The organism is Mesorhizobium sp. M0195, assembly GCF_040322115.1.
Lineage (GTDB): Bacteria > Pseudomonadota > Alphaproteobacteria > Rhizobiales > Rhizobiaceae > Mesorhizobium.
Genome location: NZ_JAMYSV010000023.1, coordinates 10,256 through 26,574, shown reverse-complemented (window position 1 = coordinate 26,574; position 16,319 = coordinate 10,256). Strand labels below are relative to the sequence as shown.

Annotated in this window: 16 protein-coding genes and 3 pseudogenes; 5 read left to right on the top strand and 14 right to left on the bottom strand. The window is 61.7% G+C overall.

Annotated elements, in window-relative coordinates; all coding sequences use genetic code 11:
• Both kaiC and NKJ12_RS27685 read right to left on the bottom strand, forming a co-directional pair.
• Complete coding sequence (gene kaiC, locus NKJ12_RS27690; RefSeq protein ID WP_352706436.1) at positions 1–1,497, bottom strand: circadian clock protein KaiC; 1,497 nt, start codon at positions 1,495–1,497, stop codon at positions 1–3.
• Positions 1,484–1,804, bottom strand: a complete 321-nt coding sequence (locus NKJ12_RS27685) for a circadian clock KaiB family protein (RefSeq protein WP_352706434.1) — start codon at positions 1,802–1,804, stop codon at positions 1,484–1,486. The genes kaiC and NKJ12_RS27685 overlap by 14 nt, the downstream gene beginning before the upstream one ends.
• A gap of 257 nt (positions 1,805–2,061) precedes the next feature.
• Between NKJ12_RS27685 and NKJ12_RS27680 the strand changes: the two genes are divergently transcribed.
• From NKJ12_RS27680 to NKJ12_RS27665, 4 genes and pseudogenes are all read left to right on the top strand, one after another.
• A complete protein-coding gene (locus tag NKJ12_RS27680) occupies positions 2,062–2,841 on the top strand; it encodes a Crp/Fnr family transcriptional regulator (protein WP_352706432.1) in 780 nt (259 codons plus the stop codon).
• Between the two features lie 135 nt (positions 2,842–2,976).
• Positions 2,977–3,688: pseudogene (locus NKJ12_RS27675) on the top strand (IS110 family transposase); the annotation flags it as partial.
• A gap of 110 nt (positions 3,689–3,798) precedes the next feature.
• Complete coding sequence (locus NKJ12_RS27670) at positions 3,799–3,984, top strand: hypothetical protein (RefSeq protein ID WP_352706430.1); 186 nt, start codon at positions 3,799–3,801, stop codon at positions 3,982–3,984.
• A gap of 62 nt (positions 3,985–4,046) precedes the next feature.
• Positions 4,047–4,859, top strand: coding sequence for an SDR family oxidoreductase (locus NKJ12_RS27665; RefSeq protein ID WP_352706427.1), 813 nt, complete (start codon positions 4,047–4,049; stop codon positions 4,857–4,859).
• A gap of 199 nt (positions 4,860–5,058) precedes the next feature.
• Here NKJ12_RS27665 and NKJ12_RS27660 read toward each other — a convergent pair whose 3' ends face one another.
• The 8 genes and pseudogenes from NKJ12_RS27660 to NKJ12_RS27625 all read right to left on the bottom strand — a co-directional run bounded on the left by NKJ12_RS27660 (position 5,059) and on the right by NKJ12_RS27625 (position 9,379).
• Positions 5,059–5,199 (bottom strand): DUF982 domain-containing protein, encoded by a 141-nt coding sequence (locus NKJ12_RS27660; RefSeq protein WP_352706425.1) that lies wholly within the window; start codon positions 5,197–5,199, stop codon positions 5,059–5,061.
• A 258-nt stretch (positions 5,200–5,457) separates the two neighbouring features.
• A complete protein-coding gene (locus NKJ12_RS27655) occupies positions 5,458–5,592 on the bottom strand; it encodes a DUF982 domain-containing protein (RefSeq protein WP_352706423.1) in 135 nt (44 codons plus the stop codon).
• Positions 5,593–5,724: 132 nt separating this feature from the next.
• Positions 5,725–6,141 (bottom strand): DUF982 domain-containing protein, encoded by a 417-nt coding sequence (locus NKJ12_RS27650; RefSeq protein ID WP_352706491.1) that lies wholly within the window; start codon positions 6,139–6,141, stop codon positions 5,725–5,727.
• Positions 6,125–6,418: a hypothetical protein gene (locus NKJ12_RS27645; protein ID WP_352706421.1), complete on the bottom strand. Its 294-nt coding sequence runs from the start codon at positions 6,416–6,418 to the stop codon at positions 6,125–6,127. Before NKJ12_RS27645 ends, NKJ12_RS27650 begins: the two co-directional genes overlap by 17 nt.
• Positions 6,419–6,509: 91 nt before the next feature.
• Positions 6,510–6,617 (bottom strand): annotated as a pseudogene (locus tag NKJ12_RS27640) (DUF982 domain-containing protein); the annotation flags it as partial.
• A 638-nt stretch (positions 6,618–7,255) separates the two neighbouring features.
• Positions 7,256–7,483: a hypothetical protein gene (locus NKJ12_RS27635; protein WP_352706419.1), complete on the bottom strand. Its 228-nt coding sequence runs from the start codon at positions 7,481–7,483 to the stop codon at positions 7,256–7,258.
• Between the two features lie 588 nt (positions 7,484–8,071).
• Positions 8,072–8,230, bottom strand: a complete 159-nt coding sequence (locus NKJ12_RS27630) for a hypothetical protein (protein WP_352706417.1) — start codon at positions 8,228–8,230, stop codon at positions 8,072–8,074.
• A 534-nt stretch (positions 8,231–8,764) separates the two neighbouring features.
• Positions 8,765–9,379, bottom strand: coding sequence for a LysR substrate-binding domain-containing protein (locus NKJ12_RS27625; protein WP_352706415.1), 615 nt, complete (start codon positions 9,377–9,379; stop codon positions 8,765–8,767).
• 216 nt (positions 9,380–9,595) lie between these two features.
• Between NKJ12_RS27625 and NKJ12_RS27620 the strand changes: the two are divergent.
• Positions 9,596–9,694 (top strand): annotated as a pseudogene (locus NKJ12_RS27620) (SOS response-associated peptidase); the annotation flags it as partial.
• A gap of 27 nt (positions 9,695–9,721) precedes the next feature.
• On the opposite strand, the gene ligD reads toward NKJ12_RS27620, so the two are convergent.
• The 4 genes from ligD to NKJ12_RS27600 are packed head-to-tail and all read right to left on the bottom strand — an operon-like array spanning position 9,722 to position 16,238.
• On the bottom strand, positions 9,722–10,729 hold the full coding sequence (gene ligD / locus NKJ12_RS27615; RefSeq protein WP_352706413.1) for a non-homologous end-joining DNA ligase: 1,008 nt from the start codon (positions 10,727–10,729) through the stop codon (positions 9,722–9,724).
• Positions 10,730–10,784: 55 nt separating this feature from the next.
• Entirely contained in the window at positions 10,785–14,045 is a 3,261-nt protein-coding gene (locus NKJ12_RS27610; RefSeq protein WP_352706410.1) for an error-prone DNA polymerase, read from the bottom strand.
• Positions 14,042–15,565, bottom strand: coding sequence for a Y-family DNA polymerase (locus tag NKJ12_RS27605; protein WP_352706408.1), 1,524 nt, complete (start codon positions 15,563–15,565; stop codon positions 14,042–14,044). The genes NKJ12_RS27610 and NKJ12_RS27605 overlap by 4 nt, the downstream gene beginning before the upstream one ends.
• Positions 15,480–16,238 carry an ImuA family protein gene (locus NKJ12_RS27600; protein ID WP_352706489.1) on the bottom strand — a complete coding sequence of 253 codons (759 nt, stop codon included), beginning with the start codon at positions 16,236–16,238 and terminating at the stop codon, positions 15,480–15,482. The genes NKJ12_RS27605 and NKJ12_RS27600 overlap by 86 nt, the downstream gene beginning before the upstream one ends.
• Positions 16,239–16,319 lie beyond the last annotated feature (81 nt).

Sequence of the window (16,319 nt, the reverse complement as noted above, 5' to 3'; positions counted from 1 at the left end):
TCAACGCTCCTCACGCCAAGGACGCGGCGGAGCGCCGAACACGTCGGGCGCGCCATCGAAGGGCTGACCGAGATGCATCCCGGCGCTGTCGATTGTGAAGCGCCGAATCTGCTTGTCATGCTCGCTGCCGCGCATTTTCAGCACCATGATCCCCCGATGCATGAAATCCCCTTCCTGGATGTACCGCAACAGGATGATCGAGTCCGTGAGGGTTGAAATATGCTGTTCGCTGGCACTCTGGCCGCCGACGAGCGATTTGTTGGTGGCTGTGCAAAGGCCAGCGATCTCGTGTTTCTTGATGAAGGAAGTGAGGCTGATCAGGAATTCCCGGAAACCGGTCTCTGGTGCGATCCGTTCCAATGCCGACAGGCTGTCGATAGCGATCCGGTCAGGTTTGAACTCCTCAACGAGTTCGCGAATCATCAACAGGTGATCCGGCAAGTTCTGCGCTTCCGGGTAAATGCAAACGACCTTCAGCCGGCCATCCGCCTCCATGCCCTCGAAATCGACGCCCCAGCCGCGCGCATTGCGGAACAGCTGGCCGCGGCTCTCTTCGTAGCCGACCAGCAAGGCACGTTCGCCAGCCGCTGCGCCGCCTGCCAGAAAGTTGGTCACCAGCAGCGTCTTTCCGGTGCCCGTCGCACCGCTGACGAGGGTGACGCTGTCGCGGAAGAATCCACCGCCACACATCCTGTCGAGTTCCGGATTGCCGCTCGTCACCCGCTTGGTGCTGGATTGCTGCTCAAGCCGCAATGAAGACAGTGGCACTGCCACTATGCCTTGCTTCACCACGAGCGTGATCGGCACCTCGCCCTCGACGTGGCGGCTGCCCCGCATCTTGAGAACTTCGATCGTGCGCCTGCGCCGCTCGCGGTCGAGCGCGTTGCGCAGGATTACGACGTTGTCGGCAACGAACTCCTCGATCCGGTGGCGGGAGATCTCGCCATACTCGCTGTTGCGTTCGGCGGTCATCAGCACCGTCAAACCATCCCTCTTTAGCGCTGTCGCGATGCGAAGGAGCTCCCGACGCACCGATGTCTGCTCCGCGACGAAGTGGTCGAAGAGCTGGGTGACCGAATCCAGCACAATGCGCTTCGCCGCGGCGTTTCGCGCAGCGTGCAGGACACGCGCCAGCAAGCCTGACAAATCGAAATTGCCGATAATCATCTGGTCGTGGTCACGCGGGCTGGCGTCGACGAAAACCAACTTGTTCGTCTCGCGCCAACGGCGGATGTCCCAGCCGAAGCTGGCCATGTTGACCTCGATCTCGAGCGGCGATTCCTCGAACGTGACGAAGACGCCTGGCTCGTCGAGCACGGTGATGCCATGGGCCAGAAACTGCGTTGCAAATACAGTCTTGCCACTGCCCGGCGTGCCTCCGACGATGGTGGTGCGCCCGCGCGGCAGGCCGCCCATCACAAGATCGTCGAAAGCCTCGATACCGGTCCTGACGCGTTCGAGCACAGGATCGATGAGGATCTCTTCAGCTGTGGTCATAGCCACTGTCCTTCTTGCGATAACCGAAATAGTCGAGGACCTGAGCGATGTTGCCGATGTCGCCAATCAGCCGGCGTGGAGGGGTGGTTGACTCATCCGAGAGCGCCGGCGTCGCCAGAATGCCGGCCCTTTCAGCCTCTTCAGGATGGGCGAGGACGTCGACGACCTGGATTTCGACACGGCCGGCCAACTCCTCCACTATCCTCAGACGGCTTTCCAGCGCCCGCCGGGCGCCCGGCGCATCGCCGGCGACATAGAGTCGAAGCAGGCCGTTGGCCCCTGGATTGGACCGATCACTGACGCTCATGTTCACGCCTTGCTGCAGGGAGTTGCAGTTTTCGGCGTGCACGAGGCGCCACGCCACGGAATCCAGTCGCCGGCATTTTTCTTCCGTCAGCAGAAGTCGGTCTGCCTGGAAGCCGATGCACCACGGCTCGCGCTCGGTGAGGCCTGGATCAGCGCCCCTTATGTCTTTGTAGATAGCTGTGCCTGGTTCGTCTGCGCACTTGTGAACATTTCTCCACATTTGGCGTTGTAGACGTCCCATTTGAAAAGAGGAGTGCGATGGAGAACCTGCAAAAACAATCGGAGCCGATTGGAAACAACCTGCTTCGGGCACTCAGGGCGGACGACTGGGAGATCCTGCACCCAGGACTCGAACAATGGTGGGCGTCCGCCGGGACACTGCTGCACGAACCAGGCGATACGGTCCGCTTCGCTTACTTTCCTTGCGGATCGGCACTGGTCTCCTATCTTGTCGTGCTGAGCGACGGGCGAGCGATAGAGACTGCGCTGATCGGTCGTGAAGGAGCAGTAGGCGGCATCGTCAGCCAAGGCAGACTGCCGGCGTATGCGCGGGCCGAAGTTCAGCTTGGAGGGGTATTCTTCAGGATCGACCTGCACCATCTCGAAGAAGCCAAATTGCGTTCCTTTACATTGCATCACCTGTTCGCCCGTTACGCCGATTGCCTGATGGCGCAGGTGTTCCAATCCGTCGCCTGCAGCGCAGCGCATTCGATTGAACAGCGCACTGCAAGATGGCTGGTGGCGGCGACAGAACGGACGGGGGCACAGGAACTGGGTGTGACGCAGGAACAGCTTGCGACAATGCTAGGCGTCGGCCGCAGCTACCTGAGCCGAGTCATCCGGGACCTGAGGCAGCGCGGCGTCATCGAGACGCGGCGCGCCCGGCTGGCTGTGAGCAATCCGGTCGGGCTGCGCTCGCTCGCATGTGAGTGTAATGCAGCGGTCACCCGCCATTTCAACGATGTGTTGCAGGGCGTTTACCCGGCTGAAAACGGCGTCGCAGGTTCACCAAGCGTGCCGTTCCGGAAAGCGCAATGACCGCGTGGAGGGCCGTGTTGCAGGGATGGCAATTTGCCTTGAAAAGCACCCAAGCCTGTGGCTTGCTCATGCCGCTTGTTCAAATTCCGCACGGCCGAGCCTAGACGTCATGTTCCGAAGCCTGAGGTCGTGGCCCGACTGCACGTCTGCTTCGAGGCTGGGACGATCGGCTATGGGTTGTGCCGGCAGGTCCGCGATCTTGGTCACGACTGCATGGTGGTTGCGCCGGCCCCTGATCCCGAAGCGGCCGGGCGAGCGCGTCAAGACCAACCGGCGGGACGCGGTCACGCTGGCGCGACTGCATCGGGCGGGCGAACTGATCGGGGTGTGGGTGCCGGACGTAGTCCACGAGGCTGTCCGCGATCTGGTCCGAGCCCGCGAAGCCGCAGCCGACGACCTGCGCCGCAAACGCCAGCAGCTGCTCTCATTCCTTCTGCGCCACGGGCGGATCTACCAGAACGGCGGTCATTGGACATTGGCGCCGCAGTTGATGGCCTTTCTCAGCCTTGTCCCGGGGGAACGCTCGACCGGTGACACGGTTCGCCGGTCGAGCCTTACGCTCGCCGGCGATCGCCGCGCTCGCCGCCGCTCTGGCCGAAGCGGCATGGACTACCGCTGTCCTGCCAGGGTCAGTGAGACCCTGAGGGGGCTGCCCAAGGCCGTCCGCGATATTGGCTGGAAGGGGCAGTTCCAGCTCTGCGCCCGCTATCCTCGCCTCAGCGCCGCCGGCAAGAAGCCGCCGGTGGTCGTGGCTGCGATCGCACGCGAGATGGCCGCCTTCTTGTGGGCCATCGGCCGGGAGGTCGCGCCCGTTTGGCGACATCGAACCAGTCCCCGTGAGTTCTGAAGGCCGAACGACGGCGGGTGGAACACTCCGGCTACAAACCGGTTAGGACAAATCATTGAGGTGTGGATGGCTACGGTCGCCCATGTGCAACTGCCGGAGGAAATTGGTCGATGGACACGAAGAACGAGAAAGACCTGAACAAAGCCGAAAGTGGTACCGCAAAGCGCAGTTCGCCCGAGCAAAAAGGCGGCGATCAGGCGCGAAAGGCTCAGGAATGGGGCGGCGGTTCGAAGGCCGCCAAGGGACCTATCACGGATGCCAATCATCGAAACCCAAACTCGAGCCAGCGGAGCTGAGCATGCAGAATAATCCCCCGCAGAAATATCCTCAGCCGCCCATGCCTGAACAGCAGCAGGATATGCCCGGCTACACCGACGACATGAATCCCCGCCCTGACCATGGCGAGCAGAGCTATCGAGGTAGCGGCAAACTGATGGACCGCGTTGCGCTGATCACTGGCGCGGACTCGGGCATCGGACGCGCGGTCGCAATCGCCTTCGCGCGCGAGGGCGCGGATGTGATCATCTCCTACCTCGAGGAGGACGAAGACGCGATGGAAACGGCCCGCTGGGTCGAGGATGCCGGCCGCAAGGCTGTGATCGCGCGCGGCGACATCAGCGACGAAGGTTTTGCACGCTCGCTCGTCAAACGAGCAATGCATGAATGCGGCCGGCTGGACATCCTGGTCAACAACGCCGCGCATCAGGCGACATTCGAAAAACTGGAGGATATCACGGCCGAAGAGTGGGATCTCACCTTCAGGACGAACATCTATGCGATGTTCTATCTCTCACAGGAGGCGGTGAAGGTGATGAGACCCGGCTCCGCCATTATCAACACGTCGTCGATCAACGCCACCAGCCCCTCACCTACGTTGCTCGCCTACGCCACCACCAAGGGGGCAATAGCGAATTTTACTGCCGGGCTGGCCGGACTCGTCGCGGACCGCGGCATCCGGGTCAATGCCGTGGCGCCGGGGCCGATCTGGACGCCGTTGATCCCTTCGACGATGCCGGCCGACAAGGTGAAGGAGTTCGGCAAGAACACACCGCTGGAGCGCCCTGGCCAGCCGGCCGAGCTCGCGGCCACCTATGTGCTTCTGGCCTCGGACGGCGCCAGCTATACGACCGGCGCCCTGTACGAGGTCACTGGCGGAAGGCCGATGCTTTAATGAATTTGTCCCCGGGGAGAACGGAAGGTCCTGCGCTGGCATTGTTGCAGCCATGCCTGTCGCCGGTTTCAGTCTTGACGAACACCGGAGGGACGAACCAATGGGTTGCGATGAGGGATAACTTGAGGGGTGGAAATGTTTGGAAGGCATGTCTAAGCCGGTGATCGAATTTGGCTCGCGCGAAGAGCCACGCGACCTGCTAATCAGGAAACGCCCCCTCCTCCTCCGCAGCAGCCAGAAATGCCTTGCGGGCCTCCTCAGCTCCCATCTCGTCGAATATCACGGCCATGCAAACGCGCACCGCGACGTCCCAGCAAGGGCCACGCTTGGTCCACTTCATCAGCTCCTGGCCGGCTGCCTCAACGTTGTTTCCGGGTCAGACCTGCACGCTCAGTCCTCACGGGGACCGGAGGGGAGAACCAATGGTTTGCCATGAGGGGGAATGTAGAGCGGCACAGGCCTGCCGACCAACGCAGGTTATAGGGAACGATGTAGGCCCTCGCGGGTTTAGAACTCGCAGCGGTCGGTTCTTCTCTTGGATGTGCAGCCGCTGTGCGGGGTCCGTCGCCTTTCTCTCACAGGGCGGCGGGCCTCGTGGTTAGCGAGCGCTGGTCACCTTTGGGGGGAGTAACGTCCCCTCCTCTTTTGCAGCAGCCAGGAATGCCTTACCAGCCATTTGAGGTGACACCTTATCGGCCAGTGCGGCCGTGCAGATACGTACGGCAGGTTCCACCGATGTCCCCGGTTAGTCCACTTCATGAGTTCCTCGGCCGCACCCTCGACGTGGCTGATCGCGACGCGGACACCTGGGTGGTCGGTCCTGACGTAGACCGGAGGGGAGAACCAATGGCGAGACATGGAACTCCTAATCAGCAAAGAGCATACCCTCCTCCTTGGCAGCCTCCTCGAAGGCGTCACGGGCCTGCTGTGGGGACACCTTGCCGCTCATGGCATCGACACAAACGCGCATTGCCTCTTCCCACCTGGGCCCACGCCTAGTCCACAAGAGGAGCTCCTCAGCCGCAGCCTGAACGCTGTGGACCCCGTAGCGGAAGCCGTCATGCTCCGTCTTGACGTGCACTGGAGGTTTGAACCAAAGGATTCCCATGAGCGATTCTTGCTTCCGCAGCTCAGACTCTTCTGAAAGCTCCCGCGCCAGTGTGGCAAGCGTCGGTGTCAGAGTTGGTTCGCCTACAAACCTTAGGAGCCTACGTAGCTTCCGGCAGTAGTCTTCCGAACTGATCATCCCTCGGAAGGCACGTTCCCTACGCAGCATGGCCATGAGGGTCACTGAAGCTTCCTTCTGGTTCGTCGAAGGCCATAGAAACCCACGCTGCCAAAGTGGTGGCGCTCCAATCAGCCTCGACCTGCTCGCGCCGCTCAAGCTCCTGCAACAATGCAGCAAGGGACGCCGGCAGTTTCTCGTCGATTTCGAGACCAAGCCTGTTGCGGAGCATCTGACGATTATCTTCTGAGCTGATCAGCCGTTGGAAGGCTGTCCCTGCTGTTGGTCGTGCCGGCATAAGGTCGTTCCCACATTCGGTCTGAAACACTTTCATTGCGAAAGGGTTCCGAAAGGAAGTGAAATAATTTGGTGGGAATCTCTGAGCGGGGGGTCGGGGCTAATCAGACGAGCGTGGCATCAACCCCCTACTCCTCGGCAGCAGCCAGGAACGCCTTCCGGGCCTCCTCAGGTTCCATCTCGTCGGAAATCACACGTACGCAAACGCGCACCGCGAGGTTCCACTGAGGGCCTCTCTTGGTCCATTTGAGGCGTTCCTTGAGTGCTGCCTCGGCGCTGCTGGCGGCTGTGTGTCAGATCGCCCTGTTCGCTTTTGACGGGGACCGGAGGGGAGAACCAATGGGTTGTCATCGGACAACACGGACAGGCGCATGGCAATAGCGACTTCGAGTATGGCCTCGACCAACTCAGTGTCGGATGCTACCAAATTGGGCGCGCTCTGTCGAAGGAGGGCTAACACCGCTGAGATCGACACTGTCTCCCGATCCGCTACGCGGAGAACTGCGTCAATTGCCTGCTCAAGAACTGGAGTAATCCTATCTACACCGCGCACCCAACCCTCCCCGGTTGTAAGGGGTTGATAATACTACCGCCGCCATGATGATCAATTGTGTGTACGAATCCGTACGAATGGAGCCGCTACTCTCGCCGATCAAGGTCTTTCAACAAAGACTTATGCTCATCCGGGAGTTTCTGCTCTACCGGCATATTTAGCATCTTCCGTCGGTAGTTGCGGCGCGTCCGAGCTGATCCAACGTCGTACGACGTCGGCAATAACCTTCCGCTTTGCTTTGTCGAGTTCAACCACGTCGGGCCTACTGCATAAAGGACCCGAACTCTCCCGCGAGCGGATTTGGTCCTTGAAGCCAAGCGGCTATTCGCGAAGGTCGAACGCGACGGACAGGCCAAAGGCTGGGGCAATATCGACAATAAGCTCGACCAGCGCGCAGTCACTTTCCACCAGATGTGGCCCGTCTCGGCGCACCGCTGCGATGGTCTCTTTGACGGAGATGATTTGGCCGCGACGGGCTTGTAAGATCAACTGTTCAACAAGCTCATGTGCAGTCACTTTGCGGGGTCGGCAGTTCGTCAGAACGTTCATCCGAGGCCTCCCACTTCAGCGAGAACCCAAGCGGCCACCTTATGGGTCACTTCTCCAAGAAATCAATGTTCGAATCGTACGGAATAAGCGACGGAATATTTTGAAGAAATTTCTGATCGCCTGATCGGATAACTGGCTCGCGCGAAGACCCCCGGTACCCCCTCTTGATCCCCGCAGTGAGGCGCGTTTGGGCTGCCCCATGTCTATGTCACAGGCAAGGACTAACGTTAGCGCGTGTTGTGCATCGCTTTGGGCCATGCGAGGGGCACTGAAGGGGCTCTTAGAGGGGCATGGAATGGGATTTCCGGACTGGAATGTTTATCCGGTCTCACAATCAGTGCTTTTGCCCACGTCGCACTATCAGGGACACGCTAAACCGATCCTGCAGGGTCACGCTAAGTTGCATTGAGCGGTCTTTAAGTCCGCGCGTACAGGTTGCGAAGGCGGTTTCCGCCATGGGGCAGGATTGTCCGGCATGATGGCGCTGGCTGGTTTCTATCGTTGGAACGTTGGCGACCGCGTCGGCACGTGGTTTTGCCTCCGCTTGGCGCTGTTCGGCGCGCTTGCGTTGATCCTTCGGCGGCAGCATTAAGGCTCGCTGCCATACTGACCAACATCACCAGCAATGGAGTTCAGGGCGTCCTCTGCTGCCGGTTTCAGCACCACGCCCGCGACTGGACACGCCGCGACAATATCCGCAGTCAATTCCATCAATTCCGCGCTCTGGCGATTCTTCTCTTCGGTCATTCATCAACTCCTATTGCTATTCCGTTTTCGTATGGGGGAAATTCGGATCGCGCAAGAAGCAGGGCCACAGAACGGAAATTTGGGACCATCGGCCGGCCGCTGCGGTTTAAGGCAGAGTCTTGAAAACTTCCGCACCTGGAACTGTACACGTCTACATTGCTAGACGGCACCCCTTCGTTCCGGCAAAGCTGCGAATCGCGGGGCCACTGGCAATCCGCAGGTCGGCGGGTTCAGGCAATGCTCATTGAAAGATGGGCCGCCGACTTTCCTTTTTGCTGTAAAGCTCGGCGGGTTTGGAAGGTCTTCGGACTCAACCTTCTCGCCGACCCTCGATGACCATCAGATCTTTAGATAGACTTGCTCACGTTGGCCAATCACCGGCACCAATGTGGTTTCGACGGGCGCCCTCGAACAAGCACTCGATTGAAATGCAGGTCGAACGTTTGTGCATGGTTCAATCGACGGCCCGCGCCGTCGGACATTTCTGGATATTCGAGACTAGCCATAAAAGCAGTCGTTAGTGCAAGTTTAGGATTACTCCCCGCCAGCGTGCCTCGAGGAACGGCGTTCGTGATCGCCTCGGCCAGTTCTTCGAGGACCGTTCGATGCGGCAAATAGCCTGAACTCCGCTTCTGGTAGCTCTGGCAGGCCGTAGCTTTTAGGTACCCTGACCAAGCCGTTTCTCAGCTGACTTGCGATCATCGGCGCTACAGCAAAGCCTGAGATGGCAGCCGCCTTCACGCTGGCGTTGCTGGTGCAGATCATCACCGTGCGCTGGCTGATGCCGGCCTTGGCAAGCCGTTCAAGGGCAACTTGCCTGTAGGGGCAAGGTTCCGGCAACACGGCCAACAGCAGCGGGTCCGGAAGAGCCACGCCGGTCTGCGCCGCCCATGCCCAGACAAGAGGCTCGCGCCACAGGAGGCGCCCCATCTCCTCACCCTCACACTGCGATCCGAGCACCAGTTCGATGTTGCCCTCCTTCATCTTCGAGAGGAGCGCACCCGGAACCCCGACTTGCACCTCAACCTGCAATCCAGGGCGATCAGCGCCGAATGCCTGCAAGGCGCGAAGGATGCGGACCTGTGCGAAGTCCTCCGAGAGGCCGCCGCGAACCCTGCCGTGAAAGGGCACCTGCGCCAGATCGGCCAAAGCATCCCGGTTAAGGGCAAGCATCGCCCGGGCACAGGCGAGCAAACGCTCGCCATCGGGTGTCATCTCCAGCGCGTTATGGCAGGAATACCGCGCGGCCCACCCCGATGGTTATGGTTACACCTGGTTTTGTGACCGGTTCGCGCTTTCCAGCGCCCGTCGAGCGCAAAGTAACCGCCACTAGGCTGGCGCGGTGACGCAGACCGACTATTCGATCGCAGCGCGTGGGCGGATTGGCTCGACCCTTCGGTGTGGGCCAAGTCGCTGATCAAGCCCCTTTCACCCGGCACGCTGCAGGTGGAGCAAGTCGGATGAAATGAAGCGATCGGCGATCGATGCCGATCAGGGATGGGGCACGGGACGCACCACCTGCCGGGCCGGCTTGTCCTGCCGCTCACCTTGATACGAGACCTGACGCAGGAGATTGTCTTCCGTCCAGGTGAGATAGGCGACCTCGACCACCATTTCAGGCCTGACCCAATGCACGCGCGACAGCTCAAGCGGCGAGCCGAACCGGCTCTCATGTGGCGGTGGGGCGTCGAGGGGCATTCGATCTGCCTGAAGTGGTTCAAGCCGGCCAGCCAACCGCTTGAGCTCTGCAACCGTGATCCCCGTGCCGGCGCGGCCCGCGTACATCAGACGACCATCATCGGTGTAGTAGCCGAGAAGCAGCGAGCCGATATGCGGCCGGCTTCCAGTCGGATCGGTCCAGCCGACGACGATGAATTCCTCTCTGTTGAGACACTTTGACTTGACCCATAGCCCGCGATTGCCGGATGCATAGGCGCTGTCGATCCGCTTTGAGATAGCGCCCTCGAGTGCAAGCCGGCAGGCGTGCTTGCGGAACGCAGGCCCGTCGCCGATCACGTGATCGCTGAAGCGCAGGCCAGGCATGTCGGTCGAAAAGAGGCCTTCCAGCCGCGCCTTGCGGTCAATGAGCGGCAGCTTCGCAATGCTTTCTCCGTTCAGGAACAGAAGATCGAAAGCAAAGAAGGCAAGATCGCCCGTGCGGCCCTCGTCCATAGCGGCCTGCAGGCGGCTGAAGGAGGTGACACCGTCGGCCCGAACGGCGCACAGCTCCCCGTCGACATATGCGTCTTTCACCGGGAGCGCGCGCAGCGCCGCTATCGTCGCTTGATAGCGATGCGACCAATCGAGGCCGGTGCGGGTGAGCAAGCGGATGTCGCTGCCGTCGATCCGCGCGTGCATGCGGTATCCGTCGTACTTGATTTCGTGAAGCCAATCAGGGCCGTTGGGCGCTTCGTCGACCAGGCGCGTCAGCTGAGGCTCGATCCATTTCGGCGGCTGCGTTTTATTCGGCTTTGTGGGATTCACCGTCTTCCGCGCCAATTGAGATAAAGCGTCGTTATGCGGGCCAGACTACCACATGATGACCGCTGCGGCTTTATCGGAAATCCCGCGTCTTCACCTTGATGCGGTCGATGTGCTCATAGGGATCGACGATATCGCGCGTTTTCGGCATGCCGCGCGGATCGATGCCCGATCCGCCATGATGGGCCTCGTCACCGCGGCCGTGTGGCAATGGAAATGGCGTGTCGCGGCTTCCGACGCTGGCGAGTTCGGCCGACAGATCGATTAACTCGTGGGCGACGAGATGCACCACCTCCCCTTCCCGCTGGATGCGGCCGCGCACGCCGAGCATGGCTGACGAGAGAAGCACGCGCCGGAATTTCTCGAACACCTTGACCCAGACGACGACGTTGGCAGCTCCGGTCTCATCCTCCATGGTGAGGAACATGACGCCTTTGGCCGAGCCCGGCCTTTGCCGGACCAATACCAGGCCGGCTGCCTCAAGCCATCCTTTGTCTCGGGCCTGCATGGCTTCCTGACACGTGACGATACGACGGCGACGAAGATCGGCACGCAGGAACGAAACAGGGTGGCTGCGCAAGGTCAGTCCGACATGGCCGTAATCCTCGACAACCTCGCGACCGGCTGTCATCGGCCTGAGCGTGATGACAGGCTCGTGGATCTCAGGCACCGTCTTCTTCCTACAGGACGTGGCGGCCGCAAACAGCGGCAAAGGTTCATCGCGAAGCGCCTTGATCGCCCAGAGCGCGTCGCGGCGGGCAAGGTTCAGATCCGGCAGAAAGGCATCGGCCTCGGCGAGCTGGACCAGTGAAGCGGCTGGCACGCCGGCGCGGCGCCAGAGATCGTCGACTGAGAGGAAGGGTTCGTCGGCCCGTGCCGCGACGATCGCGGCCGCGTCATCATTGGCGAGACCCTTCACCATGCGCAGGCCGAGCCGGACAGCGAAGCGATCTTCGTCATCAGTCGGCTCAAGCGTGCAATCCCAGCGGCTGGCATTGATGCAGACGGGGCGCACCTCGACGCTATGATCGCGTGCGTCGCGCACGATCTGGGCCGGCAGATAAAAGCCCATCGGCTGCGAGTTCAAGAGCGCCGCACAGAAGACATCGGGATGCCAGCATTTCATCCAGGAGGAGGCGTAGGCGATCAACGCAAAGCTGGCGGCGTGGCTCTCGGGAAAACCGTAGCTGCCGAAGCCTTCGAGTTGCGAAAACGTCTTTTCGGCAAACTCCGGGGTGTAGCCGTTGGCGATCATGCCATTGACCAGTTTGTCACGGAACTTCGAGACGCCGCCAGTGTGCTTGAACGTGGCCATGGCGCGCCGCAGTTGGTCGGCCTCTCCAGCGGAAAAGCCGGCGCAGACCATGGAGACCTGCATTGCCTGTTCCTGAAACAGCGGCACGCCGAGCGTCTTGCCCAAAACGCGCTCGAGCTCCGGTGTCGGAAACGTCACCTCCTCCGTGCCATCGCGCCGGCGAAGGTAGGGATGGACCATGTCGCCCTGGATCGGGCCGGGACGGACGATCGCGACCTCGATGACCAGGTCGTAGAAGGTGCGCGGCTTCATTCGCGGCAGCATCGACATCTGCGCGCGGGATTCGATCTGAAACACGCCAAGCGTGTCGGGCTTCCTGATCATCGCGTAGGTGCGCGGATCCTCCGACGGTATCGTCGCCAGGTCGAGTTCGATGCCCTTGTGCTCGGACAGGAGATCGAATGACCGCTTCATGCAAGTGAGCATGCCCAGGGCCAGGACATCCACCTTCATGAATTTGAGGGTGTCGATATCGTCCTTGTCCCATTCCACGACCTGGCGATCCTTCATCGCCGCCGGCTCGATCGGCACGAGATCGTCGAGGCGATCGTGAGTCAGCACAAAACCGCCCGGATGCTGCGAGCGATGGCGCGGTGTGCCGGCAAGTTGCGCAGCAAGCTCTAGCGTCAGGCGCAAACGCCGATCGCCGAGATTGAGATTGAGCTCGCCGGCGCGCTGCTCGTCGACGGCCTCGCCATGGCCCCAGACCTGCGAGGACAGAAGTTTGGTCATGTCCTCAGGCAGGCCGAGCGCCTTGCCGACATCGCGGACGGCGCCCTTGGTGCGATAACGGATGACGGTGGAGCAAAGTGCTGCGTGATCGCGGCCATAGGTTTCATAGACCCACTGCATGACAATCTCGCGCCGTTCGTGCTCGAAGTCGACGTCGATGTCAGGCGGCTCGCGCCGCTCCTGGCTCACAAACCTCTCAAACAGCAGGTTGTTGCGTTCGGGATCGATGGAGGTGATGCCGAGCACGTAGCAGACGGCGGAGTTGGCGGCCGAGCCGCGGCCCTGGCAGAGGATGTCCTGGCTGCGGGCGAAGCGGACGATCGAGTTCACAGTCAGAAAGTACGGCGCGTATTCGAGCGTTTCGATCAACCGCAGTTCGTGTTTCAAAATGCCGACAACCTTGTCGGGAAGACCCTCGGGATAGCGGCGGGCAGCGCCTTCCCAGGTGAGCTTTTCCAGTGCCTGCTGGGCCGTGAGACCCGGCATCGTCTTTTCCTCCGGGTACTGGTAGGCGAGCTCGTCGAGCGAGAACCGGCAGCGGTCGGCGATTTCGACGGTGCGCGCCAGGGCCTCAGGATAACGGCTGAACAGCCGCGCCATTTCATCGCCCGGTTTGAGATAGCGGTCGGCATTACGCTCGCGCCGGAAGCCGGCGTCATCGATGGTGACGTTGTTGCGAATGCAGGTGACGACATCCTGCATCATGCGGCGGGCTGGCTCGTGGAAGAGCACGTCATTGGTGACGACGGTGGGCACACTCATCGCAGCCGCCAGATTTGCCAGCTCATAATGTCGCAGCTGGTCGTTCGGGCGTCTGCGCAAGGTCAGCGCCAGATAGGCGCGATCGCCGAAGATCTCGCTCAGCCGCCGCAAATGAACGGCACAAAGATCATCGGCCTCGTCTGGCGCCAGCACCGCGATCAGACCTTCGCCATAGGCGACGACATCATCCCATTCGAGATGGCATTTTGCCTTGCCGGCCCTGCCCTTGCCGAGCGAAAGCAGCCGGCAGAGCCGCGAATAGGCCAGCCGGTCGGTCGGATAGACCAGGATCGACATGCCGTCGGCGAGATCGAGACGGCAGCCGACGATCAGCCGGACGCCTGTCGTCTTCGCCGCTTCGTGGGCGCGCACGATGCCGGCAAGCGAATTGCGATCGACGACAGCGAGCGCTTCGATGCCGAGAAGTGCCGCCTGCGCAAACAGCTCTTCGCAGCTACTCGCCCCACGCAGGAAACTGAAATGCGAGGTGACCTGCAGCTCGGCATATCGGGCCGCGCCAGTCATCCGAAGATCCCGTGCATGAACCATTTATGCGATCCGGTCGCGGCGTCTTCGCCGTCGCCGGCGCGATAGACCCAGTAGCGCTCGCCGTTTTCATCCTCGACCTGGAAATAGTCCCTCACCGCCGCGAGCTCGGCATCGCGCTTCCACCATTCCCCGAAAACGCGCTCCGGCCCGTCGGCTCGCTTCACGCGCCGGCGAACGCCGCGCCAGGTAAAGGTCACGGGCGGATGATCGGGGAGAAGTGCCACCGTCTCGATCGGCTCGGGTCGCGGCAGTAAGCGCGATGGGCGCGGCCAATGGCAGGGCCAGCCCTCGCCGGTATCGGGCGCCATTGGGGCAATGCGTTGAACCGACCGTTCGGGCACGTCGCTCTGTACCGGGGCGAAGCGATAGAGACGGTCTTCGCCGACACGGTTGGCCAGGATGTCGATCACATCCGAGACATCAGGCTCGGGCGCCTCGGCAAGCGAAGAGATCGTCTGTTTCGCGTGTAGCGGCTCGGCGGCAGTCGCGGCAAGGCGCATCAGTTCGATGCCGAACCCCGGATTGATCATCTCTATTCTGTCGGTAAGAAGTCGGGTCAGGCGTTTCGTATCGCGAACCGGCGTTGCTGTGCCGACACGGATCGCCTCGATGCGATTGTCGACGCGGAAGAACAGAAGATCGAGCCGGCGCGCGCCAAGCCCCCGCATCTCGAGTTCGGCACAAAGTTCGGTCACGAGCTTGCCGGTATAGCGAGCGATCGTCTCTGGCGCGCCGATCGGTTCCGCAAAATTGCGGCGCACCTCAACGATCTCCTGCGGCCGGATCGGCTCGATCGGTTCGCTCACCCGTCCGAACGCCTGGTCGAGGCGCCGGCCGGGTTCCGGTCCGAAACGCAAGGCGAGCGATGCGCGCGGCGTGCCGCCAAGATCAGCGATTGTCTCGAAGCCGAGCCGTCGCAGGCTATCGATCGTCGCGGCTGGAAGGCGAAGGGCAGCGATCGGCAAAGGCAGGATCGCTTGTGCAATCTCGCCGGGTGGAATTGCGGCGGTCTGCCGTCCGCCGAAGCGCGCCAGCGCATGCGCAGCCCCCCAGCTATCGGCGACCGCCGCCCGGGCTGTAATGCGGGCAGCGGCAAGCCGATCTACCATCTCGGCAAGCATTGCCGCCTCGCCGCCATGCAGATGATCGGCGCCGGTCGTATCGATCACAATGCCGTCCGGCGCATCGGCAGCGACGATCGGCGCGTAGCGGCGCAGAGCCCACAGCGCCAACCGCTCGAGCGCGTCGACATCTGCTTCCGGTTCTGCGTCATGAACGATGAGGCCCTGAACCAAGGCCTGCGCCTTGCTCGCCGGCATGCCGATGCGCAGGCCGGCACCGTGCGCTGCCGCATCGGCGGCCAGAACGACACGGCGGCGCCCGTCACGGCCGATGAGGACGAGCGGCGTCTCAGGCGGAGGCGCGGCGTCGCCCGATTTCCTTCTGAAGCGGTCTGTCGGCCACATCGGAAGGAAGAGCGATACGACCCTTGGCATCGCGAGCCTCCACTGTAAAATCTGCACTCTCTCCTGCGCGGCACCGGATCAGTTCGAGCTGCCACCGCGCACGCCCGACTCCCTGAACAGGTAGCGGTGTCGACGGCAGGACCGACACCCGCCAGCGTGTCTCCGCGGCGGTTGGCTGGCCAAAATCGGTTGCTTCAGTCTGTCGCCGCCAGCGGTGAATGGCGATGCCGATGGCGCCGGAGCTTTCGGCGGCGAGTTGAAGCCGCCGTGAGGCCGTCATCGAAAGCCGGGCTATCTCGGCAACGACAGCGCCAAAACCTCCGCGAAGACCCTCTTCGAAACAGGCGAGAACGGATTTTTCGTCGCCGGCTTCGACATAGATTACTCGCCCCGGAAGAAGGCCGGCCTGTTCGATCGCAGGCGCGAAAAGATCGGGCCGGGTAACGCACCAAAGCACCTTTCCGACAGTGCGTGCGGCAATCCCTGCTGCGAAGAGTGCCGCGGCTGCGCCATCGACGGCGCCATTGCCACCACCCGCGACCTCGTGCAGACCGCCAAAAGCCAATCCCCCTCCCGGCAGGACCCTGTCAATGGCGGCCACTCCGAACGGCAAAACCGTGCGGGCGCGTGCATTTCCACCTTCGAGGCGCGCGATGCGTTCTCGAAGCTCGGAAATGGCAGCAGGGGGCGCCGATACACTCATCTGACCCTTGAAACGCGGAAAGCCTGTGTATGTTCTACATTTGTTCTCGTCTTGGCTAAGAGTCAACCGGGATGATGTCGT